At 66.1% G+C, this 25,090-nt stretch carries 27 protein-coding genes; 21 read left to right on the top strand and 6 right to left on the bottom strand.

The window, feature by feature from the left end:
• The first annotated feature begins 15 nt into the window (after positions 1-15).
• Positions 16-297 carry a DUF2842 domain-containing protein gene (locus Q1V43_RS08020; RefSeq protein ID WP_300516265.1) on the top strand — a complete coding sequence of 94 codons (282 nt, stop codon included), beginning with the start codon at positions 16-18 and terminating at the stop codon, positions 295-297.
• A 107-nt stretch (positions 298-404) separates the two neighbouring features.
• Here the strand turns inward: Q1V43_RS08020 and Q1V43_RS08015 are convergent, their stop codons facing one another.
• Positions 405-2,534, bottom strand: a complete 2,130-nt coding sequence (locus Q1V43_RS08015; RefSeq protein WP_300516262.1) for a hypothetical protein — start codon at positions 2,532-2,534, stop codon at positions 405-407.
• 141 nt (positions 2,535-2,675) lie between these two features.
• Between Q1V43_RS08015 and Q1V43_RS08010 the strand changes: the two genes are divergently transcribed.
• Complete coding sequence (locus tag Q1V43_RS08010) at positions 2,676-3,332, top strand: thiamine diphosphokinase (protein WP_300516259.1); 657 nt, start codon at positions 2,676-2,678, stop codon at positions 3,330-3,332.
• An 11-nt stretch (positions 3,333-3,343) separates the two neighbouring features.
• Here Q1V43_RS08010 and Q1V43_RS08005 read toward each other — a convergent pair whose 3' ends face one another.
• The 3 genes from Q1V43_RS08005 to Q1V43_RS07995 all read right to left on the bottom strand — a co-directional run bounded on the left by Q1V43_RS08005 (position 3,344) and on the right by Q1V43_RS07995 (position 6,020).
• Positions 3,344-4,723 carry an L-serine ammonia-lyase gene (locus Q1V43_RS08005; RefSeq protein WP_300516256.1) on the bottom strand — a complete coding sequence of 460 codons (1,380 nt, stop codon included), beginning with the start codon at positions 4,721-4,723 and terminating at the stop codon, positions 3,344-3,346.
• Positions 4,724-4,869: 146 nt separating this feature from the next.
• Positions 4,870-5,301, bottom strand: a complete 432-nt coding sequence (locus Q1V43_RS08000) for a YbaN family protein (protein ID WP_300516251.1) — start codon at positions 5,299-5,301, stop codon at positions 4,870-4,872.
• A gap of 32 nt (positions 5,302-5,333) precedes the next feature.
• Positions 5,334-6,020: a glutathione S-transferase family protein gene (locus Q1V43_RS07995; protein ID WP_300516249.1), complete on the bottom strand. Its 687-nt coding sequence runs from the start codon at positions 6,018-6,020 to the stop codon at positions 5,334-5,336.
• Positions 6,021-6,252: 232 nt separating this feature from the next.
• On the opposite strand from Q1V43_RS07995, the gene rpiA reads away from it, so the two are divergent.
• Positions 6,253-7,035, top strand: coding sequence for a ribose-5-phosphate isomerase RpiA (gene rpiA / locus Q1V43_RS07990; protein ID WP_300516247.1), 783 nt, complete (start codon positions 6,253-6,255; stop codon positions 7,033-7,035).
• 12 nt (positions 7,036-7,047) lie between these two features.
• Here rpiA and Q1V43_RS07985 read toward each other — a convergent pair whose 3' ends face one another.
• A complete protein-coding gene (locus Q1V43_RS07985) occupies positions 7,048-8,244 on the bottom strand; it encodes an NADH:flavin oxidoreductase/NADH oxidase family protein (protein ID WP_300516245.1) in 1,197 nt (398 codons plus the stop codon).
• A gap of 151 nt (positions 8,245-8,395) precedes the next feature.
• Here Q1V43_RS07985 and gor point away from each other — a divergent pair, with 151 nt between their 5' ends.
• The 5 genes from gor to Q1V43_RS07960 all read left to right on the top strand — a co-directional run bounded on the left by gor (position 8,396) and on the right by Q1V43_RS07960 (position 13,705).
• A complete protein-coding gene (gor, locus tag Q1V43_RS07980; RefSeq protein WP_300516242.1) occupies positions 8,396-9,766 on the top strand; it encodes a glutathione-disulfide reductase in 1,371 nt (456 codons plus the stop codon).
• Between the two features lie 81 nt (positions 9,767-9,847).
• Complete coding sequence (gene hflK / locus Q1V43_RS07975; protein WP_300516240.1) at positions 9,848-10,996, top strand: FtsH protease activity modulator HflK; 1,149 nt, start codon at positions 9,848-9,850, stop codon at positions 10,994-10,996.
• Entirely contained in the window at positions 10,996-11,865 is an 870-nt protein-coding gene (gene hflC, locus Q1V43_RS07970) for a protease modulator HflC (protein ID WP_300516238.1), read from the top strand. Before hflK ends, hflC begins: the two co-directional genes overlap by 1 nt.
• A gap of 10 nt (positions 11,866-11,875) precedes the next feature.
• Positions 11,876-12,064 (top strand): DUF2065 family protein, encoded by a 189-nt coding sequence (locus Q1V43_RS07965; protein WP_300516235.1) that lies wholly within the window; start codon positions 11,876-11,878, stop codon positions 12,062-12,064.
• Positions 12,065-12,265: 201 nt separating this feature from the next.
• Positions 12,266-13,705, top strand: coding sequence for a Do family serine endopeptidase (locus Q1V43_RS07960; protein WP_300516341.1), 1,440 nt, complete (start codon positions 12,266-12,268; stop codon positions 13,703-13,705).
• 193 nt (positions 13,706-13,898) lie between these two features.
• Here Q1V43_RS07960 and Q1V43_RS07955 read toward each other — a convergent pair whose 3' ends face one another.
• A complete protein-coding gene (locus Q1V43_RS07955; protein WP_300516232.1) occupies positions 13,899-14,099 on the bottom strand; it encodes a DUF1127 domain-containing protein in 201 nt (66 codons plus the stop codon).
• A 312-nt stretch (positions 14,100-14,411) separates the two neighbouring features.
• Here Q1V43_RS07955 and ruvC point away from each other — a divergent pair, with 312 nt between their 5' ends.
• The 13 genes from ruvC (at position 14,412) to tilS (ending at position 25,056) form a co-directional block, all read left to right on the top strand.
• Positions 14,412-14,915: a crossover junction endodeoxyribonuclease RuvC gene (ruvC, locus tag Q1V43_RS07950; RefSeq protein ID WP_300516229.1), complete on the top strand. Its 504-nt coding sequence runs from the start codon at positions 14,412-14,414 to the stop codon at positions 14,913-14,915.
• Positions 14,915-15,586 carry a Holliday junction branch migration protein RuvA gene (gene ruvA / locus Q1V43_RS07945; protein ID WP_300516226.1) on the top strand — a complete coding sequence of 224 codons (672 nt, stop codon included), beginning with the start codon at positions 14,915-14,917 and terminating at the stop codon, positions 15,584-15,586. Before ruvC ends, ruvA begins: the two co-directional genes overlap by 1 nt.
• A 3-nt stretch (positions 15,587-15,589) precedes the next feature.
• Positions 15,590-16,618, top strand: a complete 1,029-nt coding sequence (ruvB, locus tag Q1V43_RS07940) for a Holliday junction branch migration DNA helicase RuvB (protein WP_300516223.1) — start codon at positions 15,590-15,592, stop codon at positions 16,616-16,618.
• Positions 16,619-16,814: 196 nt separating this feature from the next.
• Positions 16,815-17,456: a hypothetical protein gene (locus Q1V43_RS07935; RefSeq protein WP_300516220.1), complete on the top strand. Its 642-nt coding sequence runs from the start codon at positions 16,815-16,817 to the stop codon at positions 17,454-17,456.
• Positions 17,457-17,520: 64 nt separating this feature from the next.
• Positions 17,521-18,066: an RNA 2',3'-cyclic phosphodiesterase gene (thpR, locus tag Q1V43_RS07930; protein WP_300516217.1), complete on the top strand. Its 546-nt coding sequence runs from the start codon at positions 17,521-17,523 to the stop codon at positions 18,064-18,066.
• A 32-nt stretch (positions 18,067-18,098) separates the two neighbouring features.
• On the top strand, positions 18,099-18,482 hold the full coding sequence (ybgC, locus tag Q1V43_RS07925; RefSeq protein ID WP_300516214.1) for a tol-pal system-associated acyl-CoA thioesterase: 384 nt from the start codon (positions 18,099-18,101) through the stop codon (positions 18,480-18,482).
• A 281-nt stretch (positions 18,483-18,763) separates the two neighbouring features.
• Positions 18,764-19,459 (top strand): protein TolQ, encoded by a 696-nt coding sequence (gene tolQ, locus Q1V43_RS07920; protein WP_300516212.1) that lies wholly within the window; start codon positions 18,764-18,766, stop codon positions 19,457-19,459.
• 1 nt (position 19,460) lies between these two features.
• Positions 19,461-19,931, top strand: a complete 471-nt coding sequence (gene tolR, locus Q1V43_RS07915; protein WP_300516210.1) for a protein TolR — start codon at positions 19,461-19,463, stop codon at positions 19,929-19,931.
• Positions 19,932-19,936: 5 nt separating this feature from the next.
• Positions 19,937-20,941, top strand: a complete 1,005-nt coding sequence (locus tag Q1V43_RS07910; RefSeq protein ID WP_300516208.1) for an energy transducer TonB — start codon at positions 19,937-19,939, stop codon at positions 20,939-20,941.
• 90 nt (positions 20,942-21,031) lie between these two features.
• Positions 21,032-22,363, top strand: a complete 1,332-nt coding sequence (gene tolB / locus Q1V43_RS07905) for a Tol-Pal system beta propeller repeat protein TolB (protein ID WP_300516206.1) — start codon at positions 21,032-21,034, stop codon at positions 22,361-22,363.
• A gap of 68 nt (positions 22,364-22,431) precedes the next feature.
• A complete protein-coding gene (gene pal, locus Q1V43_RS07900) occupies positions 22,432-22,935 on the top strand; it encodes a peptidoglycan-associated lipoprotein Pal (RefSeq protein ID WP_300516204.1) in 504 nt (167 codons plus the stop codon).
• A gap of 40 nt (positions 22,936-22,975) precedes the next feature.
• Positions 22,976-23,800: a tol-pal system protein YbgF gene (ybgF, locus tag Q1V43_RS07895; RefSeq protein ID WP_300516202.1), complete on the top strand. Its 825-nt coding sequence runs from the start codon at positions 22,976-22,978 to the stop codon at positions 23,798-23,800.
• A complete protein-coding gene (gene tilS, locus Q1V43_RS07890) occupies positions 23,797-25,056 on the top strand; it encodes a tRNA lysidine(34) synthetase TilS (protein ID WP_300516200.1) in 1,260 nt (419 codons plus the stop codon). Before ybgF ends, tilS begins: the two co-directional genes overlap by 4 nt.
• The last annotated feature ends 34 nt before the right edge of the window (positions 25,057-25,090 follow it).

The raw sequence follows: 25,090 nt of genomic DNA, 5'->3' as shown, positions 1-25,090 counted from the left end.
CCAATTGGAGGCCCCATGGCGCTCAGCTACAAGACCCGCAAGCGGCTGTCGATCCTGATCCTGGTGGTCGGGCTGCCGCTGTATATCATTGCGGCCGTCAGCCTGGTGAACTGGCTTGACCGGCCACATATCCTGGTCGAGCTGGCCGTCTATGTCGTTCTCGGGTTTCTGTGGATGATACCGTTCAGGAAGGTCTTTCTGGGCGTGGGCAAGGGCGACCCGGACAAGGATCCGGACAGTTATCCGCATGATCCTGCGGGCAAGTACGGCCCGCAAGGCGGCAAGGACAAGGACTGAGGAAAGGCCCCGCGTGGGGCCTTTTCCTTTGGTCCGCTCCGGGGCAAGCCTGCGAAAGCAGGAAGGGCCCCGATCCGGGGCCCTTCCTGTTCGTATGTCTGTCCGGTTCAGGCGCTTTCGCGACCTTCGTCCGGGTGAAAGCGGGTGGCTTCGTTCAGAACGAACTGGCCCCGCTTGATCTTGCGGATGCGACCCTCGCGCAGCAGTTTGCCGAACGCGCGCAGACCGTCTTCGCGGCTATGGCCCGCTTCGGGGTCGTGGGCCAGCGCCAGCTTCATGATCTGCGGGCGCGAGAAATGCGGGCGGCCTTCGATGAAGACGGCATGGGCCGCGGCGGCTTCCAGCAACTCGCCCATGCCGGTGGCACCCTTCTGGCGGGCAAAGCTGTCGAAATCGATCCGCGCATCGATCTTGGCTGCGGGGCGGGCGGGCGGAATTTCTTCGCCGACGGCTTCGTCCAGATCGTCCTCCAGCGCCAGGTTGCCCTTCGTCACGCGACGCGGACGCACGGTGGCGGCAGGCGCGGCCTGGTCCGGAGCGGGGGTGTCAATGCGCTGTTCCGAGACCAGCATCAGCGGTGCCAGGCGACGTGCGACGCCTTTGGCGCCACCATCCGGCCGGCGGGGCCGGACCACATGGGCCAGGTCGTCGCGATAGGCCTCGGTCTCGTCGGGCGAGGGGGTGTCTTCCAAAGCCTCCTTGTCGGCACGGGTGGCCTGGACGGCGGCCTTCAGATGGGCGATCGCAGAGCGGCGACGGCTGACTTCCGAACTGTCCATCTTGACGTTGGTCTCGGCCAGGATGCGATCGACGGCGACGCCTTCGGCAAAGCCGGGCTGGTCGGAGCCTTTCGGGGCGGCGTCCTGCGCTTCGTCTTCGGCGCCTTCCCCGGCGTCCGGATCCGCGAAGTCCCGTTCGACATCGGCCAGTTCGGCCATCAGCTCGGCCTCGTCCTGCGGGCTGAGCATGCTGTCTTCGTTGTCCTGCGATTCCGGTTCCGCCGCGTCGTCTTCATCGCTCGCGACGGGCTCGAAATCGGTGCGCTTGACCTTGATGACACGGGCGATCGGGCGGCGCGGCTCCGGAGCCTCCGAAGCCTCTTCGGCCTCGGTCTCGGCAAAGACGTTTTCGGCCTCTCCCTCTTCGGACGGGTCTGCGGCGGCGTCCGGGCTGTCGTCCAGATCGACGCTCAGGTCATCGCCCAGGTCATCGTCCAAGTCATCACCAAGGGCAATGTCCCGTTCTTCGTTCCGGGCATCGTCCCCGGTCCTTTCTCCGGTCCTTTCGTCGGTGCTGTCGGGGGTGGCGAGACCGGCCAGGACCGAGCTGATGGGATCGTCTTCCTCGGACAGCTCTTCGACGATCTCGAACTCGTCCTCTTCATAGCTGTCCTCGACCGGTGTCGCACTGGCCATTGTTCCCATGACGGCGGCGAGCGCATCGGCGCCTTTGCCATCGTCGGGAACTTCGGCGTCTGCCTCGGCCTCGATGTCACCGGCTTCGGCACCCGTCTCTTCGGCAGGTTCCGAGGCCACGGGGTCGGCGAATTCGGTTTCGGCGAACATCGGCGGGGCGGGGGACGGAATCGGGGCGGGGGACGGCGCCGGCGTTTCGGTGACGGGATCTGCCGCAGCCTCCGCTTCGGGTTCGGCCTCTACATCCAGGGTGAGAGGTTGCTGGTCCTCGGCGTAGTCGTCAGGCTCGTCATGGCCCCGATCCACCACGGCACGAATGCGCTGAAGCTTGGCGGCAATCGAATCGGCGGGGAGATCCGAGGCAGGGTCCTCCACCGCTTCGGCCACCAGCCCGGCTTCGGGGGCGTGTTCTGGGGTCCGGGCCGGCTCTGCGGCGGGTGCGGCAACGGCGGGATCGGCCACCACGGCGGGCGCCGGGGCCGCGTCCTGTGCCAGATCTTCATCGTCCAGCAGCGTCTCGCCGGGAATCAGCGTGGCGGCAGCCGGTTTGATCCGGGGCGCGGCAGCATCGGCCTGACGCAGCACGACCTCGTCATTCTCGACGCGGGCTTCGACTCGCTTCTGGATCTCACGTTCCGCGATGCGATGCAGCATCTCGGCGTCCGGGGTCGGCGGTTCGGCTCCGAAGTAACGATCATCTGCCGCCAGGTCGCGAAAATATTCCGCGATGGACTTCATCGTGTTGAACGGCTCGTCAAACCCTTCGAGCGTGCACGAGAAGGTCCCGTATGAAACTGTGAGAATCTTGCTCGTACTCACCATGGTTGCCTCGCTTTCTCCCCCGATCCAGCAACAGTCTGTTTACCATGCACTGGTTCGATTTTTGGAACAGAACCGGGAAAAACCCGGTATTTTTTCAAGGCGGGAATGTGGTTAGTTTCCCGGATGGAGACAATAAACACCATGATAGACGACTTTTTGCCATTTTGCGAAAGCATAACGCTTGTGGGTGGTGGGGATGTTAGCCGCTCAACCCTTGAGGAAGCGTTGATCCACGCGCCGAATCTGGTGGCCGCCGACGGCGGGGCGGACCGGGCACTAGCGCTGGGCCATGACCCCCTGCGCGTGGTTGGAGACATGGATTCGGTGTCCGAGGCGGCGCGCGCGCATCTGGGGGCGGAGCGGTTCCAGCAGATCGAAGAACAGGACAGCACGGATTTCGACAAGGCGCTGCGGTCGGTCGGGGCCTCGCTGGTGATCGGGGTGGGCTTTCTGGGGCGGCGGCTGGATCATGAGCTGGCCTGTCTGAACAGCCTGGTACGCCATGCCGACCGGCCCTGCGTGCTGTTGGGCGAGAAGGACCTGTGTTTCCACCTGCCCGGCGAACTGGCCCTGGAGTTGCCGGTGGGAATGCGCCTGTCGCTCTTTCCCATGGCCGGGCTGGAGGCCCGGGCCGAGGGGCTGCGGTGGTCCTTTGACGCGCTGACCATGGCGCCCTGGGACAAGATTGGCACCTCGAACGAGGTCGCGGGGCCGGTGCGCCTGCGCGCGGACCGGCCGGGCCTGTTGGTGATGTTGCCGCGGGCGGCTTTGCCCCGGGTGGTGGAGGCGCTGGCCTGACGCTTCCGGTCTCAGCAGTTGGGCACGTTCACCGCCAGCCCGCCCAGCGAGGTTTCCTTGTATTTCTCGTGCATGTCCTGGCCGGTCTCGAACATGGTGCGGATGCAGGCATCGAGCGGCACCAGGTGGGAGCCGTCGCCGCGCAGCGCCAGAGAGGCAGCGGACACGGCCTTGATCGCGCCCAGCCCGTTGCGTTCGATACAGGGCACCTGCACCAGCCCCTTCACCGGGTCGCAGGTCAGGCCCAGGTGGTGTTCCAGCGCGATCTCGGCGGCGTTTTCCACCTGTTCGGGCGAGCCGCCCATGACAGCGGTCAGCCCGGCGGCGGCCATGGCGCTGGCTGACCCGACCTCGGCCTGGCAGCCCGCTTCGGCGCCCGAGATCGACGCATTATGCTTGACGATCCCGCCAATGGCCGAAGCGGTCAGCATAAACTCGGGAATGCGCGAGGGCACGGCGCCGGGCACGTGGTTCAACCAGTATTTCAGCACCGCAGGCAGCACGCCCGCTGCCCCGTTGGTGGGGGCGGTGACGACCTGTCCACCGGCGGCGTTCTCTTCGTTGACTGCCATGGCATAGACGCTCATCCAGTCGTTGATCGTATGCGGTGCGCCCAGGTTCAGGCCCCGTTCGGCCAGCAGTTCCTGATGGATCTTGCGCGCGCGGCGCTTCACATTCAGCCCGCCGGGCAGGATGCCGTCGCCCGCCAACCCGCGTTCGATACAGGCGTCCATCACCTGCCAGATCCTGTCGATCCCCTCGGCCAGCGATCCGGGACCGCGATGTTCCAGCTCGTTGGCGCGTTTCATCTCGGCGATCGTCTTGCCCGAGGACTTGGCCATGGCCAGCATCTGCTGGGCGCTCTCGAACGGGTAGGGGTGGGTGGCGGCGTCTTTGGCATCCATCTGCGGCTCGGCGGCCTGTTCGGCTTCGGTCACGACGAATCCGCCGCCGATGGAATAATAGGTTTCCTGCACCACCACGTCGCCCTGGGCGTCCACCGCCATCAGCCGCATGCCGTTGGCATGGCGGGGCAGCGGGTGGTCGTAGTCGAAGACCAGGTGATGCTCGGGCTGGAAGGCCAGCTCGGGCAGTCCTTCGGGGGTAACGGTGCCGGTCGCCGCGATCGCGGCAAGCGCCGCCTCCGCGGCCTCGGCGTCATAGCTGTCGGGCAGGAAGCCCGCGAGGCCCAGGACGGTGGCGCGATCCGTGGCGTGGCCCACGCCGGTCCAGGCCAGCGAGCCGTGCAGCGAGGCGCGCAGCCCCGCGACCTCGAAGGGCGAGGCGCGCAACAGGTCCAGGAACCGGCCGGCGGCCACCATCGGTCCCATCGTGTGGGAGGAGCTGGGACCGACCCCAACCTTGAACATGTCGAATACGGACAGGAACATGGGCATACCTCGCGTGCGTCTTCCCTTAGCCTGCGGCAAAGCGGCGCGGCGTGTCATGCAGAAAGCGACGTTTTGTGGGGTAGCATCGTCGGTGGTGCCCAAGGGGGGGCGCATGCGTGGAGGCGGCGAGGTCGGGGAGGGGGCGTTCAGCGGGTCATGCCGTCGGGCCGGGTCAGGATGAAGGCGGCCCCGGACCCCATCGCCACAACCTGCAGGGCAATCACCCACAAGGCCGCGCCCAGGATCAGGCTGGCGCCCAGCACCAGCGCCATCATCGAACAGGCCAGAACCTTGGCCCCGCGCGAAATCGCGCCGTTTTCTTCCCAGTTGCGGATCGCCGGGCCGAAATGGGCGTGTTCGATCAGCCAGGCCCGCGCCTCGGGGCTGCCCTTGCCGAAGGCGAAGGCGGCGACCAGCAGGAAGGGCGTGGTCGGCAGCACCGGCAGGATCACCCCCACCAGCCCCAGCGCCACGGCGCACCAGCCCAAAACGATATAGATCAGCCTGCCCATCGGTCTCCGTTCGCGCGACTCGTAACTCCGAGCCATATGCTCAGGTATCTGGGGGCGGATGTCCATGCGACAAGAGGCAGGCCGCCCGGAGCGGCCGGTCAGAGTGCGGTTCCCTCTTTCGGCGTGGCGTAGCGCGGCGCGGTCAGGGGGGAGGGGCCGAGCCCTTCGGCCTCGATTGCGCTCTGCATCGAGGGGCGGCGTTCGACGGCGGCGCAGAGCGCCTGCAGCCTGGGCCAGGTGCCCAGGACGAACCAATCCGTGCCCCCGCGCGGATAGAGCCCGTGCCAGCGCAACAATACGGTGACGTAGATGTCGAGCACCGTCATCCTGTCGCCCGCGAACCAGCCATGCCCGTCGCCGGCAAGCGCTTCGAGCCGGTCCAGCATGCGGATCAGGCGCGCACGGACCTTGGCGGCGTGGCTTTCGGTGTCGTCGCCTGCGTATCTCTCGGGGTAGGAAAGCTGGCGCAGCTCCATCTGCAACCCGGTCGATATTGCGACGAGCCAGGAGAGGAAGGGCGCGCGCTCGGGCGTACCGGGCAGGGGCGCCATGAGCCCGTATTTGTCCGCCAGCCACAAGAGGATCGCGGCGGTCTCGAACATCGGACCGTCCGGGGTCTCCAGCGCGGGGATCATGCCCATCGGGTTGATCCTGAGATAGGCCGCGCTGTGTTGGGCAGTGACGGAACGGTCCACAAGGACCGTGCGATATGGCAGGTCCATTTCCTCCAGCACCAGGCGGATGATCAGCGAAGCGTTGTCGGGGGCATAGTGCAGGCGGTACATGGCGGGCTCCTTTCTGTCCCTCTCAGTTTGGCGGGCAGGCTGGGAATGGCTGCGCCATGGGCGTCGTCGCAGGGTTCGAAGGCGACCTTGCCACCCTGGGCAACGGGCGCAAGCGACCCACCAGCGGCGTGCGCCCCCCCCCCGAGCTTTTTTCAGGTAAAAATCGTCCGCCCCCTCGCATGGGCCGCACATCTTTCCTATAAGTCCCGGGTACGTAACAGGGAGCGCTGCAATGTCCGGGGAATTGTCACCCATCGATACCGCCAAGTTCGTTGCCGCCAAACGCGCGGTGGATTTCGTCGAGGACGGCATGCGCGTAGGGCTCGGCACCGGTTCGACCGCCGCCTGGATGGTGCGCTGCCTGGGCGAGCGTATCCGCGAGGAAGGGCTGAAGATCTCCGGTGTGCCGACCTCGACCCGGACGGCGGAACTGGCCCGCCAGGTCGGCATCCACGTGGTCAGCCTGGACGAGGCACGCTGGCTCGACCTGACCATTGACGGGACCGATGAATATGACGCCGACCTCTGCCTCATCAAGGGTGGCGGCGGGGCGCTGTTGCAGGAAAAGATCGTCGCCACGGCCTCGGACCAGATGGTGGTCATCGCCGACCCCACCAAACAGGTCGAGAAACTGGGGGCCTTTCCGCTGCCGGTCGAAGTTGTTCCCTTCGGCTGGCAGACAACCAAGGCGTTGCTGGAGGAAATGCTGGTCAGCATGGATGTGCTTGGCCGGCGCTCGACCCTGCGCATGAACGGCGATGCGGCCTTCGTCACCGACGAGGGCAATCACATTGTCGACCTGCACCTGCAGCGCATCGGCAATCCGCGCCAGCTCTCGCTGGTGCTGAACCAGATCCCCGGTGTGGTGGAAAACGGCCTGTTCATCGATATCTGTGACGTGGTCGTCGTCGGCCATGGCGACGGAAAGGTCGAGGTGACGGACATCAACGAAGGCACCCACGAGGAAGATCGGATCGAGTTCGTCGATACGGACAACCTGTTCGCGGATATCTGAGCCGGTAATGGCTCAGGAGAAGTGGCTGAGCCAGATTTTCGTCCGTTCTGCGTCGCGCGCGTCGTAGTCCGCCATCGCATCTGACAGGTCGATCTTCCCGGCAAAGGTGCCGTTTACCCGGTTCTCGGCGATCTCGGTCATCCGCATGGTGTACCAGGCGGTCACGCCGCCCTCGGGCGTTTCGATGAAGCGCGGGAAGGCCGGTTCCGGCACGCGATCCGCCTGCCACAGGTTGGGCAGGTCGGGCTCCAGGACAAGGGCGCGGGCCAGGCCGACCATGTCCACCGCGCCGCTGGAGACCGCCTTGTCCGCCTGAGCGCGTGTCTTGAACCCGCCGGTCGCCATCAGCGGTTTTGTGGTCACGGCCCGGGCCCGGCGCGCGAAATCCAGGAAATAGGGACCGCGACCGGCGCTGTCCGACGCGGATTTGGCGCCGGGGAAATAGGTGCCGCCGCTGATGTCGATCAGGTCGACCGAGGTCGCGTCCAATGCGCCGATCACCTTGAGGGCCTCGCCTTCGGCAAAGCCACCTTCCAACTGGTCCGAGGAATTAAGTTTCACCGCAATCGGAAACCTGGACCCAACCGCGGCCCGGACCGCGTCGATGACCTGCACGAGCAGCCGCATCCGGTTTTCGATCGACCCGCCGTAAGCGTCTTCGCGTTGGTTGAACAGGGGCGACAGGAACTGGCTCAATACGAAACCATGGGCCGCGTGGACCTGCACACCCCCGAAGCCGGCTTCCCTGGCCAGTCGCGCGGTGCGGGCGAATTCGCCGGGCAGGGCGGCAATCTCGTCCCGGCTCAGCGCCTCGCAGTGCAGCCCCGGAAGGTCCAGGGCACTGGGGCCCTTCGGTCGGCTGGTGGGGGCGTAGGCCAGCGCCCCCGCGTGGCCCAGTTGCAGCCACAGTCCGGTTTCATTCGCGCCGCCCAACCGGGCCAATTCGCGAAACCTGTCCATGTCAGAGGCCGGGTCCAGCAGCAGATTGCCCGGTTTCTCGATATATCCCGGCACGCCCTGCACCTCGCCGATGATCGACAGGGCCAGCCCGCCCTCGGCCCAACGGGAATAGAGCCGCATCTGGGCCTCGGTCGGGTGGCCGGTGCCATCCCCGAGGGAATCGGACATGGCGGATTTGGCGATCCGGTTCTTCAACGTGACCCCACAGGGCAGGGTCAGCGGGGCAAACAGCGACGGTGCGTTGGTCAAGGCGGGCCTCCCAATTGTCTGACATTTAGGCAATCACGTTTCTTTGAGCGCCGCAAGTGCCCTTCCCCTGCCGCCCCAAAGCCACTACATCTGACCGGAAATTTGATCTGGCCGTTGCGCGGCCCGGAAAAGCCCATGAAAGGCAGGCAAGATGGCATTCGACTATGATCTTTTCGTGATTGGCGGCGGCTCGGGCGGGGTGCGCGCGGGGCGCGTGGCGGCGCAGACCGGGGCCAGGGTCGGACTGGCCGAGGAATTCCGCATGGGTGGCACCTGCGTCATTCGCGGCTGTGTGCCCAAGAAGCTGATGGTATTCGCGTCGGGTTATGGCCCGGCCAGCGAAGCTGCGCGCGCCTATGGCTGGGACTACGAAGGCGGCACCTTCAACTGGTCCCGGTTCCGGCCGATGCTGCACAGGGAGCTGGAGCGGCTCGAAGGCATCTACCGCAAGAACCTGGGTGGGGCCGGTGCCGATATCTTCGACGCCCGCGCCACCATCAGGGATCCGCACACGGTCGAGCTGTCGACCGGCGAGAGTTTCACCGCCAAGCACATCCTGGTCGCCACCGGCGGCCGCCCCTTCCTGCCCGGGACCCCGGGCGCGGCCGAACTGGGCATTACCTCGAACGAGGTGTTCGACCTGGACGCCTTCCCCGAGCGAATTCTGATTGTCGGCGGCGGCTATATCGCTTGTGAATTCGCCTGCATTTTCAACGGGTTGGGCGCCCATACCGCACAATGGTACCGCGGTGCGCAGATTCTGCGCGGTTTTGACGACGAGGTGCGCGGTTTTCTGGCCGAACATATCCGCGACCGTGGCGTCGACCTGCATGTCGGGCTGGAGGTCGAGCGCATGGAGCGTTGCGCCGAAAATGGTCGTGACCGCATCTGGGTCAAGGGCACTGACGGGCGCGAGGACATTTTCGACCAGGTGCTCTTTGCCACTGGTCGTGTGCCGAACTCGGACGGGCTGGGCCTGGAGGAGGCGGGCGTCAAGCTGGGTCGCAAGGGCGAGATCCTTGTGGATGACTACAGCCAGACCTCGGTGCCTTCGATCTACGCGGTGGGCGACGTGACCGACCGGATCAACCTGACCCCGGTGGCGATCCGCGAAGGGGCGGCCTTTGTCGAGACCGTGTTCAACGGCAACCCGACCAAGCCCGACCACGAGAATGTCGCCTCCGCCGTCTTTACCCAGCCGGAATACGGCACCGTGGGCCTGAGCGAGGAACAGGCGCGCGACCAGGAGCCGATCGACGTCTACTGCGCCGCCTTCCGGCCGATGCAGAAAAGTTTCATCGGCGTGAATGAACGCGTTCTGTTCAAGCTGATCGTCAGCCAGGCAACGCAGAAGGTTCTGGGCTGCCACATCGTGGCGGACGGGGCGGGCGAAATGATCCAGCTTGCCGCCGTGGCGGTAAAGATGGGTGCCACCAAGGAGGATTTCGACCGCACCGTGGCGGTGCATCCGACCATGTCGGAAGAGATCGTGTTGATGAAAACTCCGACCCGCCGGGACTGAACGGTCCCTATCGGGTTGAATTATCCACGCTGTGGGGCCATTTTCCACAGCATATCCGTATGTTTGAAAGGACAGGAGCACATGGCCAGTGACAATGGCGGACCCTGGGGCGGCGGTGGCAACCGCGGCTCGGGCGGGTCCGGGGACGGGCAGGGCCCCAATCGGGGCGGGGGCGGCAAGCGCCCCGGCGACGACGGCCCGCAGATCCCCGAGATCGACGAACTGATGAAGAAAGGCCAGGAGCAGCTGCGCGTGCTCATGGGCGGCAAGGGCGGGAACGCCCGGCGCGGTGGCGGTGGCCAGGGCGGCGGCGGAATGCCCAGCTTCGGGCGTGGCTCGATTGCGCTGGTGATCCTGGCGGCCGCGGCGGTCTGGGTCTTTGCCAGCTTTTACCGGGTCGATACGTCGGAACAGTCGATCGAGCTTCTGTTCGGTGAACGATTCGGTGTCGGGCAGGAGGGTCTGAATTTCGCCCCCTGGCCGGTCGTGACCAAGGAAATCTATGCCGTGACCCGCGAGAACGTGGAAGATATCGGCGTGGGCTCGGCCGAGGGGCTGATGCTGACCGGGGATGAAAACATCGTCGACATCGATTTCCAGGTGGTCTGGAACATCTCGAATGTCGAGGATTTCGTCTTCAACCTGGCCGAACCGGAAGGCACCATCAAGGCGGTGTCTGAATCGGCCATGCGCGAGATTATCGCGCGGTCGAACCTGGCGCCGATCCTGAACCGTGACCGGGGCGCGATTGCCCAGGAGCTCGGGGAATTGATCCAGGCCACTCTGGACAGCTACGAGAGCGGCGTGAACATCGTGCGCGTGAACTTCGACCGTGCCGACCCGCCGCGTGAGGTCATCGACGACTTCCGTGAAGTGCAGGCCGCCGAACAGGAACGCGACACGCTGGAGAAACAGGCGGACGCCTACGCGAACCGGGTCGTTGCCGGGGCCCGGGGTGAGGCCGCCCAGTTGCTGGAAGAGGCCGAAGCCTACCGCGCCCAGGTCGTCAACGAGGCCGAAGGTGAAGCCGCGCGTTTCATCGCCGTCTATGACGAATATGCCAAGGCGCAGGATGTGACGCGCAAACGTCTGTACCTGGAGACTCTGGAGCGTGTTCTGGGCAGCGTGGACAAGATCATCATCGACGAAGGTGCCGGCGGCACGGATGGCATCGTGCCCTATCTGCCGCTGAATGAACTGCGCACCCCCAATACCGGGAGGACCAACTGATGCGACGTTCCCAATTCCTGATCGGCGTGGTGGTCGTGGCGCTGGTCGCCCTGGTCAACTCGATCTACATCGTCGACGAACGTGAAAAGGCCCTGCGCCTGTGGTTCGGTGAGGTCACGGCCGTGATCGAAGAGCCGGGCCTGAACTTCCGCATTCCGGTGCTGCACGAGATCGTCAAGTATGACGATCGCATTCTGGCGCTGGACACCGATCCGCTGGAAGTCACCCCGGCCGATGATCGCCGCCTTGTGGTCGATGCTTTCGCCCGCTGGCGGATCAAGGATCCGGTCCAGTTCCGCCGCGCGGTGGGGGCCAGCGGCATCAATGGCGCCCGTTCGCGGCTGGAGCGCATCCTGAACGCCGAGCTGCGTGAGGTTCTGGGTGGCGTGGATTCGGGGGCGGTCCTGTCCGCCGACCGTGTTGCGCTGATGAACCAGATCCGTGACCAGGCCCGCATCCAGTCCGCAAGCCTGGGGATCGAGGTCGTCGACGTGCGCATCAAGCGCGCCGACCTTCCCGCGCAGAACCTGGCCGCGACCTTCGAACGTATGCGCGCCGAGCGTCAGCGGGAGGCCGAGGACGAACGCGCCCGGGGCCGCGAGGCCGCGCAACGTGTGCGCGCGGGGGCGGACCGGACCGTGGTCGAGACCACCTCGGAGGCGACCAAGCAGGCCGAGATCATTCGCGGTGAAGCGGATGCCCGCCGCAACGCGATCTTCGCCGAGGCCTTCGGCCGCGACCCGGAGTTCTTCGCGTTCTATCGCTCGCTGGCGGCCTATGAGCAGTCGCTGCTGGGCGAGAACTCGACCCTGGTGATCTCGCCGGACAGCGAGTTCTTCGACTACCTGAAGTCGGCAACTGTCGAGTAACGGGCGAAAGATGCTTGAAACGATCCTCCTGGGCCTTGGCCTGGTACTGATCATCGAGGGGCTGGTGTTCGCACTGGCCCCTTCGCGTCTGGACGAACTGGTTCAGATGATGGCCGAAATGACCCGCGACCGGCGCCGGGCCCTGGGCCTGGGTGCCCTTGCGCTGGGGCTGGTCCTGGTCTGGATTTCGAAAGGCTGAACCGGTCGGCCGGCTCTGCCGGGGCCCCCGTCCCCCCATCACAAAGCGGTGAGGTGCAATTTGCGCAAGTTTGCGTTGCAGAAACGCCTTCCTATCTAGAGACTGTCAGCAGACCCCGGGGCGATTTCCCCGCAAGAACAGTCGAAGGAGGACCGCGTGACACCGCAGGCACTATCCATCCCGAACCCGTCCCGAAGGACGATGCACGCCTTTGTCGCCCTGGTCATGGGCGTGGCCCTGGTCCTGGCCTCGGCCATGCAGGCCCGGGCGCGCGGCGTGCCCGAAAGCTTCGCCGACCTTGCCGAAAAAGTCAGCCCCGCGGTGGTGAACATCACCACCTCGACCATGGTCGCCCAGCCGGGTGGTGGTGGCCAGATGGTGCCCGAGGGCTCGCCCTTCGAGGATTTCTTCCGCGACTTTCTGGACCGCGACGGCCAGGGCAACGGCCCCGACCGCGAACGCCGGCGCCGCAGCCAGGCGCTGGGCTCGGGTTTCGTCATCTCCGAAGACGGGTTCATCGTCACAAACAACCACGTGATCGAAGGCGCCGATGAGATCCTGATCGAATTCTACAATGGCCAGGGAGAGCTTCCCGCCACGGTGGTGGGCACCGACGCGAACACCGACCTCGCGCTTTTGAAGGTCGAAAGCGACGCGCCGCTGGCCTATGTGCCCTTCGGCGACAGCGACATCATGCGCGTTGGCGACTGGGTCATGGCCGTAGGCAACCCCCTGGGGCAGGGTTTTTCCGCCTCGGCCGGGATCGTTTCGGCGCGCAACCGCGAGCTGTCGGGGACCTATGACGACTATATCCAGACCGATGCGGCCATCAACCGGGGCAACTCGGGTGGTCCGCTGTTCAACATGGACGGCCAGGTGATCGGCGTGAACACCGCGATCCTGTCGCCCAATGGCGGCTCCATCGGCATCGGGTTTGCCATGTCTTCGGCCGTGGTCGAGCGCGTGATCGGCCAGCTCAAGGATTTCGGCGAGACCCGCCGCGGCTGGCTTGGGGTCTCGATCCAGGACCTCTCCGACGATATCGCCGAGGCGATGGGGCTGGAAAACACGGTCGGTGCTCTCGTCACCGACGTGCCTGAAGGCCCGGCCCGAGAGGCCGGCATGGAGGTCAATGACGTGATCCTCTCCTTTGACGGTGCGGACGTGGCCGACACCCGCGATCTGGTGCGTCAGGTGGGCAACGCCCCCGTCGGCAAGAGCGTGCGGGTCATGGTGCTGCGCGACGGTGAGACCCAGACGCTGAAAGTGGTCCTGGGACGCCGGGAAGAGGCGCTGGCCAGCCGCTCCAACGAAGGTTCCCAGGTCGAACCGGAGGGGCCGATGCGCAAGTCGCTGCTGGGGCTCGATCTGGCCGAGATGAACGACGATCTGCGGGCCGAGCTGGGGTTGAACCCGGGCGAACAGGGCCTGGTCGTGATGCAACTGGCCGAGGACAGCGAAGCCTTCGCCAAGGGGCTGCGCGCCGGTGACGTGATCGTCGAGGCCGGGCAGGAGAAAGTCGGAACGATTGCCGAATTCGAGGGCCGCCTGAAGGATGCCCGTGCCGGTGGGCGCAAGTCGATCCTGCTCCTGGTCCGCCGCCAGGGCGATCCGCGTTTCGTGGCGCTGGGATTGAAGTAAACCCTGGCCACAGCGTGACCGGACCGGCCGTTTCCGACGCGGAGGCGGCCGGTCTTTTTTTTTGGGGGGAAGGGCAGGCCGCGCCCCTGAAACTGCACCTGCACGTGCCCCTGAAAAAGCAAAACCCCCGCAAATCAGCGGGGGCCAGTCACGCGGGTCGCCCGGATCGGGCGGCCCGTTTGCTTTGTCGCGTTCAGTGGATCGCGTCGATATCCGAGCGGGTAAGCCCGATGTCGTCGAGTTCGCGATCCGACAGCTTCGCCAGGGCGTTGCGGGTCATGCGCGCGTCGTTCCACGCGGCGATGGTGCCGAACATATTGGCGATGGTCTCGGACAGACGGCCCCCGAAGGAGAGACCGTCAACCGTCAGGCGGGTCGTTTCGAAAGCAGCCATTGCAGTGTCCTTTTCTGAGTAGACTGGCCCATGCGTCATTGCATAATTGGCCAATTAGGGCCAAAAATTCGGGCACACAAGCGCTGGAATTGCATGTCTCTTATGCAGTTTCTGCATCGCAGAAAAAAAGCGACATCCCGGTGTCGCAAACGGCTTTCGAACGTGGCGGAAGTGTCGTTTTCATTCCATGCCAAGGCGAAAACGGAACAGTTTCATCACCGCTTCATTTCGGTGAAAAATCTTTTAAGAACTGGCGAATGTTCGCGTTTCGTGCTAACTGTGCCGGAAAAGCAACAAGAGCAGGGGCGCAACATGCGGGTATTGGGAATCGATCCCGGGCTTCGAAACATGGGCTGGGGCGTAATCGACACCGATGGCGTGCGCATGACCCATGTGGCCAACGGGGTGGTGCATTCGGTTGGCACGGAACTGCCGGAACGTCTTCTGTCCCTGCATGAACAGCTCACAGATGTGCTGACGCAGTACCAGCCCGACTCCGCGGCGGTGGAGCAGACTTTCGTCAACAAGGACGGCGTCGGTACGCTGAAGCTCGGTCAGGCCCGCGGCATTGCCCTTCTGGTTCCGGCCCAGGCCGGGCTGAGCGTCGGCGAATACGCCCCCAACAAGGTCAAGAAGACCGTGGTCGGCGTGGGCCATGCGGACAAGCGGCAGGTCGATCATATGGTGCGGCTGCAACTGCCGGGCTGCGAGATTGCCGGGCCGGATGCCGCCGATGCCCTCGCCGTGGCGCTGTGTCATGCCTATTACGCGCGCTCGGGCGGATCGCTCGAAGCGGCCTTGAAGAGGGCGGTGTGATGATCGGACGGATTGCGGGGCGGGTCGATTACAAGGCGCTCGATCACGTGCTGATCGATGTGCGCGGCGTGGGCTACCTGGTTTTTGTTTCCGACCGGACCATGGTGGCACTCCCGCCGGCGGGAGAGGCGGTGGCGCTCTATACCGACCTTCTTGTGCAGGAAACCAACCTGCAGCTCTTCGGCTTTACCTCGCTTGTGGAAAAGGAATGGCATCGGCTGCTCATGTCGGTGCAGGGCATCGGTGCCAAGGCCTCGATGTCGATCCTGGGCGCGTTGGGGGCGGATGGGGTCAGCCGGGCGATTGCGCTGGGCGACTGGACCGCGCTGAAAGCGGCCAAGGGGGTCGGGCCGAAAACCGCCCAGCGGGTGGTGATCGAACTGAAGGACAAGGCGCCCTCGGTGATGGCGATGGCCGGTGGCGGCGACCTGAGCGCCGACCCGGCCGAAGTGATCGAAGACACGCCCGCCCCCGCGCCCGAACGCAGGACCCCACCGCAACCCGCCGCAAATGCAGCGGCGCAGAGCGAAGCCCTCTCGGCCCTGGGCAACCTCGGCTACAGCCCATCGGATGCGGCCTCGGCGGTGGTGCAGGCGCTGGGCGACAGCCCGGACGCCGACACGCCCACGCTGATCCGCGAGGCGCTGAAACTACTGGCACCGAAAGGCTAAGCCATGACCGGATCCGATCCCACCCTGCGACCGGAGCCGCGCCCGGAAGACGCCGACCGCGCCCTGCGGCCAAAGCAGCTGTCCGATTTCATCGGCCAGGCCGAGGCGCGGGCGAACCTGCGCGTCTTCATCGAAAGCGCGCGTCAGCGCGGCGAGGCGATGGACCATGCTCTGTTCCACGGCCCGCCCGGCCTGGGCAAGACGACGCTGGCGCAGATCATGGCGCGCGAACTGGGGGTGAACTTCCGCATGACCTCGGGCCCTGTGCTGGCCAAGGCGGGGGATCTGGCGGCGATCCTGACCAATATGGAACGCAATGACGTGCTGTTCATCGACGAGATCCACCGGCTGAACCCGGTTGTCGAGGAAGTGCTCTACCCGGCGATGGAGGATTTCGAGCTTGACCTGGTGATCGGCGAGGGGCCTGCCGCGCGCACGGTTCGGATCGAGCTGCAGCCCTTTACCCTGGTGGGCGCGACCACCCGGCTGGGGCTTCTGACCACGCCGCTGCGCGACCGGTTTGGCATCCCGACGAGGTTGCAATTCTATACCGAGGACGAGCTGCACCAGATCGTCACCAAGAACGCAACCAAGCTGGGCGCGCCGGCCGATGACGAAGGCGCGCGCGAGATTGCGCGCCGGTCTCGTGGCACGCCGCGCATCGCCGGGCGGCTTTTGCGCCGGGTGCTCGATTTCGCCATTGTCGATGGCGACGGGCGCATTACCCGCGATCTGGCGGACAACGCGCTGACACGGCTCGGGGTGGATCACCTGGGTCTGGACGGGGCCGACCGGCGCTACATGAAGCTGATGGCGGACCATTATGGCGGCGGCCCGGTCGGGATCGAAACCCTCTCGGCCGCGCTGTCGGAAAGCCGCGACGCGCTGGAAGAGGTGATCGAGCCCTACCTGCTGCAACAGGGCCTGATCCAGCGCACCCCGCGCGGGCGCATGCTGGCGCAGAAGGCCTGGCGGCACCTCGGGCTGGAGGCCCCGCGCGCACCGGGGCAGGGGCAGCTGTTCGACGGCTGAGGCCCGGAGGCGTAACCGGGGCGCAACCGGGGGCGTGGCCGGGGGCAAAGCCGCCTCGGACAGGGGCAGGGCCTTGCGCGGAGGCGATTTGGATTTTATGCCCTCCCTCACATTCTTCGAATGTGCTGTCGGGCAAAGGCGCCCGCAAGCGACCGCCAGGCCTCCGGCGGGGATATTTGGGAAAGATGAAAGCGACATGACACCTGACGACATCCAGGCTCATTTCACCCGGGGCGACGGCAGCTATGGTTTTGCCCGCTGGGGGCGGCCGATCGTGCCGGTGGTCTTCGGCGTTGAAGAGGCGACGCTTCAGACCGTCAAGGGCGCGATCGAGGCGGTGGTTGCGCTCGCCGGCCACAAGATGGCCGAGACCGATGCGGAGCTGGGTGCGAACCTGATGCTGTTCTTTTTCCGCGAGTGGGACGAGCTGCTGGAGGTGCCGAACCTTGAAAAGATGGTGCCGGATCTGCCCGCCTTGGTGGCGCGCCTGAAGGCGGGGGAGGCCAGCCAATATCGCGGCTTCCGTTTCGACGATCAGGGGGGGATTCAGGCCTGTTTCACATTCGTGCGCATGGCGGGCGGCATGGAGAAACTGCCGGCCGAGACCATTGCGCTGACCCAGGCGGTTCTGGCGATGTTGACCTGGGCGGATACGGCCTTTGCCACGCAGAGCCCGCTGGCGGTGCTGCCCGGTGACGGGCCGGACGGAGGCAAGACGGTGCTGCGGCCGGACGTGGGGGCTCTGATCGCGGCGGCTTATGATCCGGTGTTGCCGGTGGCGGCGGCCGATGCTGCTCACGCTTTGCGGCTGTTTGCGCGGATGCAGGCGGCGGGGTGATGCAGCCGACCGAAGCCGCTTTGGACGGGCTGACCCCCTGGTGGCCATCGATCCTGACGGGCGGATGGTTTGCGTGAGGTGTTTCCTGGCCCTTCCCCTGCCGGAGGCAACGCGCGAAACCCTCGCCGATCTTGCCCATGCCCTGCCCATGGGCCGCCCGGTGCCGGAGGAGAACCTGCACCTGACGCTGGCGTTTCTGGACGAGGTGACTCACGACGACCTGGAGCGCCTGCACGAGGGGCTGGAGGCAATGTGCGCCCCGCCGGTGACGCTGACCCTCTCCGGGCTCGAACTTTTCGGCGGCAAATCCCCCGCGCTGATGGCGATCCTGGCGTCGGGGGCTGACGCCTTGCAAGGCAAGCTCGTGCGTGCCGCCGGCCAGGCGGGGATCCCTCTGCCACGCCGCCGTTTTCGTGGCCACGTCACCCTGACCCGTTTCCCGCGCCGCATGGAGCCGGGGCAGCTCGACAAACTGGGCCTCTTCCTGCAATCCGAAGCCGCCACCCGCCTGCCGCCCTTCGAGGTCGGCCACTTTGCGCTCTACGCCTCCCACCTCCACCCGGAGGGTGCGCGACATGAGGTCTTGGCGCAGTATCCTCTGGAAGGCTAGGGTGCCCACACGAGCAGACAGAAAGGCCCCCCATGCATACATTCCCCATCCGCGTCTATTACGAAGACACCGACATGGCCGGGATCGTCTTTTACGCCAACTACCTGCGCTATATCGAACGGGCGCGGTCGGATTGGGTGCGCCGGATGGGTATCGACCAGGGAGAGATGCGCGCCGACGGGCTGATCTTTGCGGTGCGCCGGGTGGAAGCCGACTACCTCGCTCCAGCGCGGTTCGATGACGAGCTGACCGTGACGACCTCCACCGGCCAGATGACCGGTGCGCGGCTGGTGCTGGACCAGGTGGTGCGCCGTGGCGACGAGGTGCTGTTCGAAGCGGTTGTGACGATCGTGTGCCTGACCGTGACCGGCCAGCCGGCGCGCCTGCCGGCGCTTCTGCGCCAGTCGGTTCATTAGGGGCAAGCCGCGGACCAGCTCGCCGTCCCCTGTATCCGGGCACTTGAAGAATTCTCCGCAGTGGTCCTTGCCCTGTGCGGCCCTCTTGTCCCGGAGGGGTCTCATGACCCTCGTTCACCCCCGCCCGGACCAGTTCCCCACGGCAAATATCCGCCCAAATTCCCACTCTTGGCAGACAAATCTCCGCCGATGTCGCGCTTTTGTTGCCTTTCCCCGTGAATCTGCGCTAGATTCAGCGCAATAGAGCTGCCCAGAAGAGGTGGCGGTATAGAGGCAGAAACATGGAAACGGAAACGCTTGCAGCGGCGGCGGAGATCGATTTCTCCTTCCTTGCGCTGTTCCTTCGCGCGACACTGATGGTCAAACTGGTGATGATCCTCCTGATCATCGCCTCCTTCTGGTCCTGGGCCATCATCGTCACGAAATTCATCCAGTACCGCGCGGCCAAGCGCGAAGCGTCGGCGTTTGACCGCAGTTTCTGGTCGGGCGAGCCGCTGGATGAGCTTTTCGACCAGATCGGCCCGGCCCCGGACGGGGCGGCGCAGAAAGTGTTTGCCTCGGGCATGCTCGAATGGCGCCGAAGTCACCGCGAGGATGGCGGGCTGATTGCCAACGCCCAGGCGCGGATCGACCGCTCGATGGATGTGGCCATCGCCAAGGAGGGCGAGAACCTGAACAACGGGCTGTCCTTCCTGGCCACGGTCGCGGCCACGGCGCCCTTCGTCGGGCTTTTTGGCACGGTCTGGGGCATCATGAACGCCTTCATCGAGATCGCCCAGCAGCAGAATACCAACCTGGCCGTGGTTGCGCCCGGCATTGCCGAGGCGCTGATGGCGACCGGGCTGGGGCTTCTGGCCGCGATCCCGGCCTTGATCTTCTACAACAAGCTCACTTCGGACAGTGACAATATCCTGGCCAGCTACGAGGCCTTCGCCGACGAATTCGCCACCATCCTCAGCCGCCAGTTGGACAGCTGAGATGGGTGGCGCGGTTCAACAACAGGCCGTGCGACGCGCCCGCCGGGGCCGTCGGCGCGGCAAGCACCGCAGGCTGATGGGCGAGATCAACATCACCCCCTTCGTCGATGTCATGCTGGTGCTTCTTATCATCTTCATGGTGGCCGCCCCACTGATGACCGTGGGCGTGCCGGTGGAGCTGCCGAAAACGGCGGCCACCACTCTGCCGACGCCGGACGAGGAGCCCCTCACCGTGACCATTACCGCCGAAGGCGAGGTGATGTTGCAGACCACCGCGATCACCATCACGGACCTGGTGCCGCGCCTGCGCGCCATCGCCGAGGAGCGGGATGATGACCGCATCTTCCTGCGCGCCGACGGGCAGGTGCCCTATGAGCTGGTCGCCCAGGTCATGGGCGCGCTGAACGCAGGCGGTTTCCACAATATCGGCCTGGTGACGGATACCGGCGGGCCGGGGCTGGATGGTGGCTGACGCCCATGCGCACGGGGTTCTATATCTCTGGGGCGGGGCACGGGCTGCTTCTGCTGGCCATGCTGTTCGGTGGCGTGTTTTCCTGGGAGGACGAAGAGCCTTCGATCCGGGTGACGGAAGTGTCGATCCTGACCGAGGAACAGTTCGCCGCCCTGTCGGTTCCCGAGGCCGCGCCCGAGCCGCCCGCGCCCGTGGTGTCGCCCCCGCCGCGCCGCCGTCCCGACCCCGAGCCGACGCCCGAGCCTGACCCCGAGCCCCCGGCGCCCGAACCGCTCCCGGAACCCGTGCCCGAGGCCCCCCCCGCGTCGGAAAGCGTGCCCGCACCCGCCGAACGCATCGCCCCGGTGCCCACGCCGCAACCCGACCCGGTCGCCGAACCCGCCCCCGAACGGATCGAAGCGCCGGAGCCCGCGCCTGCCGAGGACGTGGCCGCCCCGCCGCCCGAGCCCGTCACCCCGACCGCGCCGGAGGAAACCACCACCGCGATCCGGCCCGAGCCGCCCTCGGCCGCGCCTGTCACCAGCCCGCGCCCGCAGCGTCGCCCGAACCCGCCGCGCCGGCCTGAGCCCGAACCGGAGCCGACCCCCGAACCGGAAGCGCCCAGCGTGGCGGATGCGATCGACGATGCCGTGGAAGACGCAATCACCGGCGCGCTGGCCGATGCCACGCCCGACGCGCCGCAGGGCCCGCCGCTGACCGGTGGCGAACGCGAGGCGATGCGCCTGGCGGTTTCTGCCTGCTGGAACCTCGGCGCGCTGTCCACGGATGCCATGGCCACCGTGGTCGTCGTCGGCTTCGACATGGCGCGTGACGGCAAGCCTGACGCGGGGTCGATCGAGATGCTCTCCTATCGTGGCGCATCGGAAGCCGGCGCCAGCCAGGCCTTCCAGGCCGCCCGCCGGGCCGTCATCCGCTGCGGGGTGAACGGCTATGACCTGCCGGAAGAGAAATACGACCACTGGCGCCGGATCGAGATCACCTTCAATCCCGAACAGATGAGGCTGCGCTGACATGGTCCATCTGCCCGTCCCACAAGCCGAATTCTGCCGATGCCCCGGCACGGATTTTGCAATTCCCCCCCCCGCGGATAAGAGGTTCGCATGAAGCTTCTCAAACTCCTGACCCTCGCTCTGGCCCTGTCCGGCCTGACCCTGAGCCTTCCCGTTGCCGCCCGGGCCGAGCCCCTGCGGCTGGAACTGACCGACGGGATCATCGAACCCTTGCCCTTCGCGGTGCCCGCCTTCCAGGCGGAAAACTCCGGCGCGGCGGAGCTGGCGCAGAATATCGCGCGGGTGGTGGCCTCGGATCTTGCCGGCACCGGCCTGTTTCGCGAGATCCCGGCCTCGGCCTTCATCTCCAACGTCACGAATTTCGACAGCCCGCTCCAATATGCCGACTGGCGCGCGATCAACGCCCAGGCGCTGATCACAGGGGCGGTTTCGACCGGGGCCGGGGGCAGGATCACGGTGAAGTTCCGCGTCTTCGACGTGGTCTCGGGCGCGCCCCTTGGGGAAGGGCTGCAATTCGGCGGCTCGGTTGCCAGCTGGCGGCGCATCGCCCACAAGGTGTCGGACGTGGTTTACAGCCGGATTACCGGCGAGAGCGGCTATTTCGACAGCCGCGTGGCCTTCGTGTCCGAAACCGGTCCCAAGAACGCGCGCCGCAAGCGCCTGGCGATCATGGATTACGACGGTGCGAACGTGCAATACCTGACCGAAAGCAACGCCATCGTGCTGGCCCCGCGGTTTTCGCCCACGGGCGACCGGGTGCTCTATACGAGTTACGAGACCGGCTTTCCGCGCATCTACCTGCTGGACGTGGCAAGTGTGGGGCGCCGGGTTCTGGATGACCAGGACGGCACGATGACCTTCGCGCCGCGCTTCTCTCCCGATGGGCGCACGGTGGTGTTCTCGTTGTCCAGGGGCGGCAATACGGATCTCTATCGGATGAATGCGGACGGGTCTGGCCAGCAACGGCTGACCTCGGCGCCGTCGATCGAGACCGCGCCCAGTTTTTCGCCGGACGGGCAGTATATCGTTTTTGAAAGCGACCGCTCGGGTTCACCGCAGCTCTATATCATGCCCGCAACGGGGGGCGAGGCCCGCCGGATCAGCTTCGGCCCTGGCCGCTACGGCACGCCGGTCTGGTCGCCGCGCGGTGACATGGTGGCCTTTACCAAGCAGAACCGGGGGCGTTTCCACATCGGCGTGATGCGCACGGATGGCAGCGAAGAACGGCTGCTCACGGCGTCGTTTCTTGACGAGGGGCCCAGCTGGTCGCCCAATGGGCGGGTGATCATGTTCACTCGCGAAAGCCAGGGCGCAGAGGGGCAGCCGGCGCTTTATTCGATCGACATATCCGGGCGCAACCTGCGCCGGGTGGCGACGCCGCAGGCGGGATCCGACCCAGCCTGGGGGCCGCTGCAGAACTAGATTCCCAATGGGCGTCCCGAGTGATAGACTGGCGCCCAAGAGCAGAAACACACAGACAGGACAACCCCATGAGATATCTGATGAAAGCGTTGCTGTTGGTTGGCGTGCTTGGCACCGCTTCAGCCTGTACCAACCCGGGCCGGTTCGACACCTCTGGCGCCGGTGGCGCGGGCATGGTGCCCGGATCGGCCTCGGACCCGACCAGCCCCGCCTATTTCGAGCAGACCGTCGGTGATCGCGTGCTCTTTGCCGTGGACCAGTCGACCCTGTCGGCCGAGGCCGTGGCACTGCTGGAAATGCAGGCGACCTGGCTGATGGACAATCCCGCCTTTACCGCCGTGATCGAAGGTCACGCCGACGAACAGGGCACACGGGAATACAACCTAGCGCTGGGAGCGCGCCGCGCCAGCTCCGTGCAGAACTTCCTGATCGAGCGTGGTGTGGCGCCGAACCGCCTTAAGACGGTCAGCTATGGCAAGGAACGGCCGCTGGAGATCTGTTCGGCCGAATCCTGCTATGCCCAGAACCGCCGCGCGGTCACGGTGCTGTCGGCGGGCATGCCGACCAGCTGAGCCGGATGACCGGTCACAGGGTGTACAGAAAGGACACGCCATGAAAGCGCTTCTGGGGGCCGTGCTGACGGCCGGGATCATTGCCGCCACGCCTCTGCTGGCGCAGGACCGCAGCGAGACCCTGGCGGACATTCGCCAGGAGCTCTCGGTGCTTTATGTCGAGATCCAGATGCTGAAACGCGAGCTGTCCACCACCGGCGCCGCCAGCGGCCTGGCGGCGGGCGGCAATGCGACCGACCGGCTGAATGCGATCGAGGGTGAGCTTGCCCGGCTCATCGGTAAGACCGAAGAGCTGGAGTTTCGCATCACCCAGGTCGTGACCGACGGCACCAACCGTGTCGGCGACCTTGAATTCCGCCTCTGCGAGCTGGAAGAAGGCTGCGACCTGTCCCAGGCCGGGCAGGGAGGGACACTGGGCGGGGGCGATCTGCCCGCCGGGCCTGTGACCGTGCAGCCAACAGAGCCCGAAGGCGGCCAGATGGCCGTGGGGGAACAGGCCGATTTCGACGCCGCCATGGCGACCCTGGCGGAAGGCGGGTTCGAGGATGCAGCCGCCATGTTCGCCCGCTTTGCCGAAACCTACCCGGGCGGGCCACTGACCGGTCAGGCCCATTACCATCGCGGCGAGGCGCTGGAGGCGCTGGGCCAGGTGTCCGATGCCGCGCGCGCCTATCTGACCTCGTTCTCCGGCGCGCCGGACGGGGTGCGGGCGCCAGACGCCCTGTTCAAGCTGGGCACCAGCCTGGGCGCTCTGGGTCAGGTGCAGGAGGCCTGCGTGACGCTGGCCGAGGTTGGCGTACGTTTCCCCGGCAGCACGGCCGAGGCGGATGCGGAGGTGGCGCGCCAGGAGCTGGCCTGCCCGTGACCACGCAGGACTTCGAGCAATTCATTGGGGGAGCGCAAGGCCGCTCCCCTTTCGCGTCTCTGGGGCTGGCGGTGTCGGGCGGCGGAGATTCCATGGCGCTTCTGCACCTGGCGCATGGCTGGCTGGCCTCGCGGCATTCCCAGGGGGCTGCGCTGGAGGTGTCGCTGCATGCCGTGACCGTGGATCACGGGCTGCGCGACGAGGCGAAGGACGAGGCGGCGATGGTTGCCCGAGCCTGTGCCGGGCTGGGGATCTCGCATGAGGTTTTGCTCTGGAAATGGGACGGGCAGGGCAACCTGCAGGATGCCGCGCGCCGGGCCCGCTATGCGCTTATGGCGGACTGGGCGCAGGCGCGCGGGATTGACGCCATCGCCCTGGGTCATACCCGGGACGACCAGGCCGAAACCTTTCTCATGCGCCTTGCCAGGGGCTCCGGCGTGGACGGGCTCGCGGCAATGCGCGGGGACTGGCAGGCCGGTGGCACCCGCTGGCTGCGACCGTTGTTGCAGGTGCCCCGGGCTGATCTGCGCGATTACCTGACCGCTCGGGGCGTGACCTGGGCTGAGGATCCGTCAAATGAGGACGCGCGTTTCGACCGGGTCAAGGCCCGCCGTGCGATGGGTGTCCTGGCCGAGCTGGGGCTGGACGCCCGGCGCTTGGCAGAGACATCTGCGCATATGACGAACGCCCGCGCGGTGATGGAAGCGCACGCCCATCAGGCGGCGCGTCGCCTATGTGAGGTAAAAGGCGGGGGCGTGGCCTTCGATCTGGCCGGGCTGACCGACGAGCCGATGGAAACGCAGCTGCGCCTTGTTGCCCATGCGCTGGTCTGGGTGTCGGGGGCGGATTATCGCCCGCGGCTGGAGGCCCTTCAGGAAGCCCTGACGCTCGCCGCCTTCGGGGATCGGCGTACTTTGCATGGCTGCGTGATCGAAGGCGATCTGGAGCATCTGGAAATTCACCGCGAATACAACGCGGTACGGCGCAAGCGTGCCTTGCCCGGGGAAGCTTGGGACGGGCGCTGGCTGCTGGACGGCCCCGATCCCGATGCGCAGATCCGTGCGCTGGGGGAGGCGGTGAAACTCTGCCCCGACTGGCGGGAAACGGGGCTGTCACGCCGCGCGCTGATGGCCACCCCAGCCGCGTTTCGGGGGGATGAATTGCTGTCCGCGCCGCTCGCCGGGTTGGGAAATGGCTGGACCCTGACACCGGTCCGGCCGGACAATCACTTTTTCACAAGTGTTTTATCGCATTGAACATGCTGGTGTGATCCCTATTTTAAGGGTAAGC

This window comes from Aliiroseovarius sp., from assembly GCF_030148435.1.
Classification (GTDB): domain Bacteria; phylum Pseudomonadota; class Alphaproteobacteria; order Rhodobacterales; family Rhodobacteraceae; genus JASBTN01.
The sequence above is the reverse complement of the archived record's forward strand: the minus strand, read 5'-3'. Positions and strand labels throughout refer to the sequence as shown.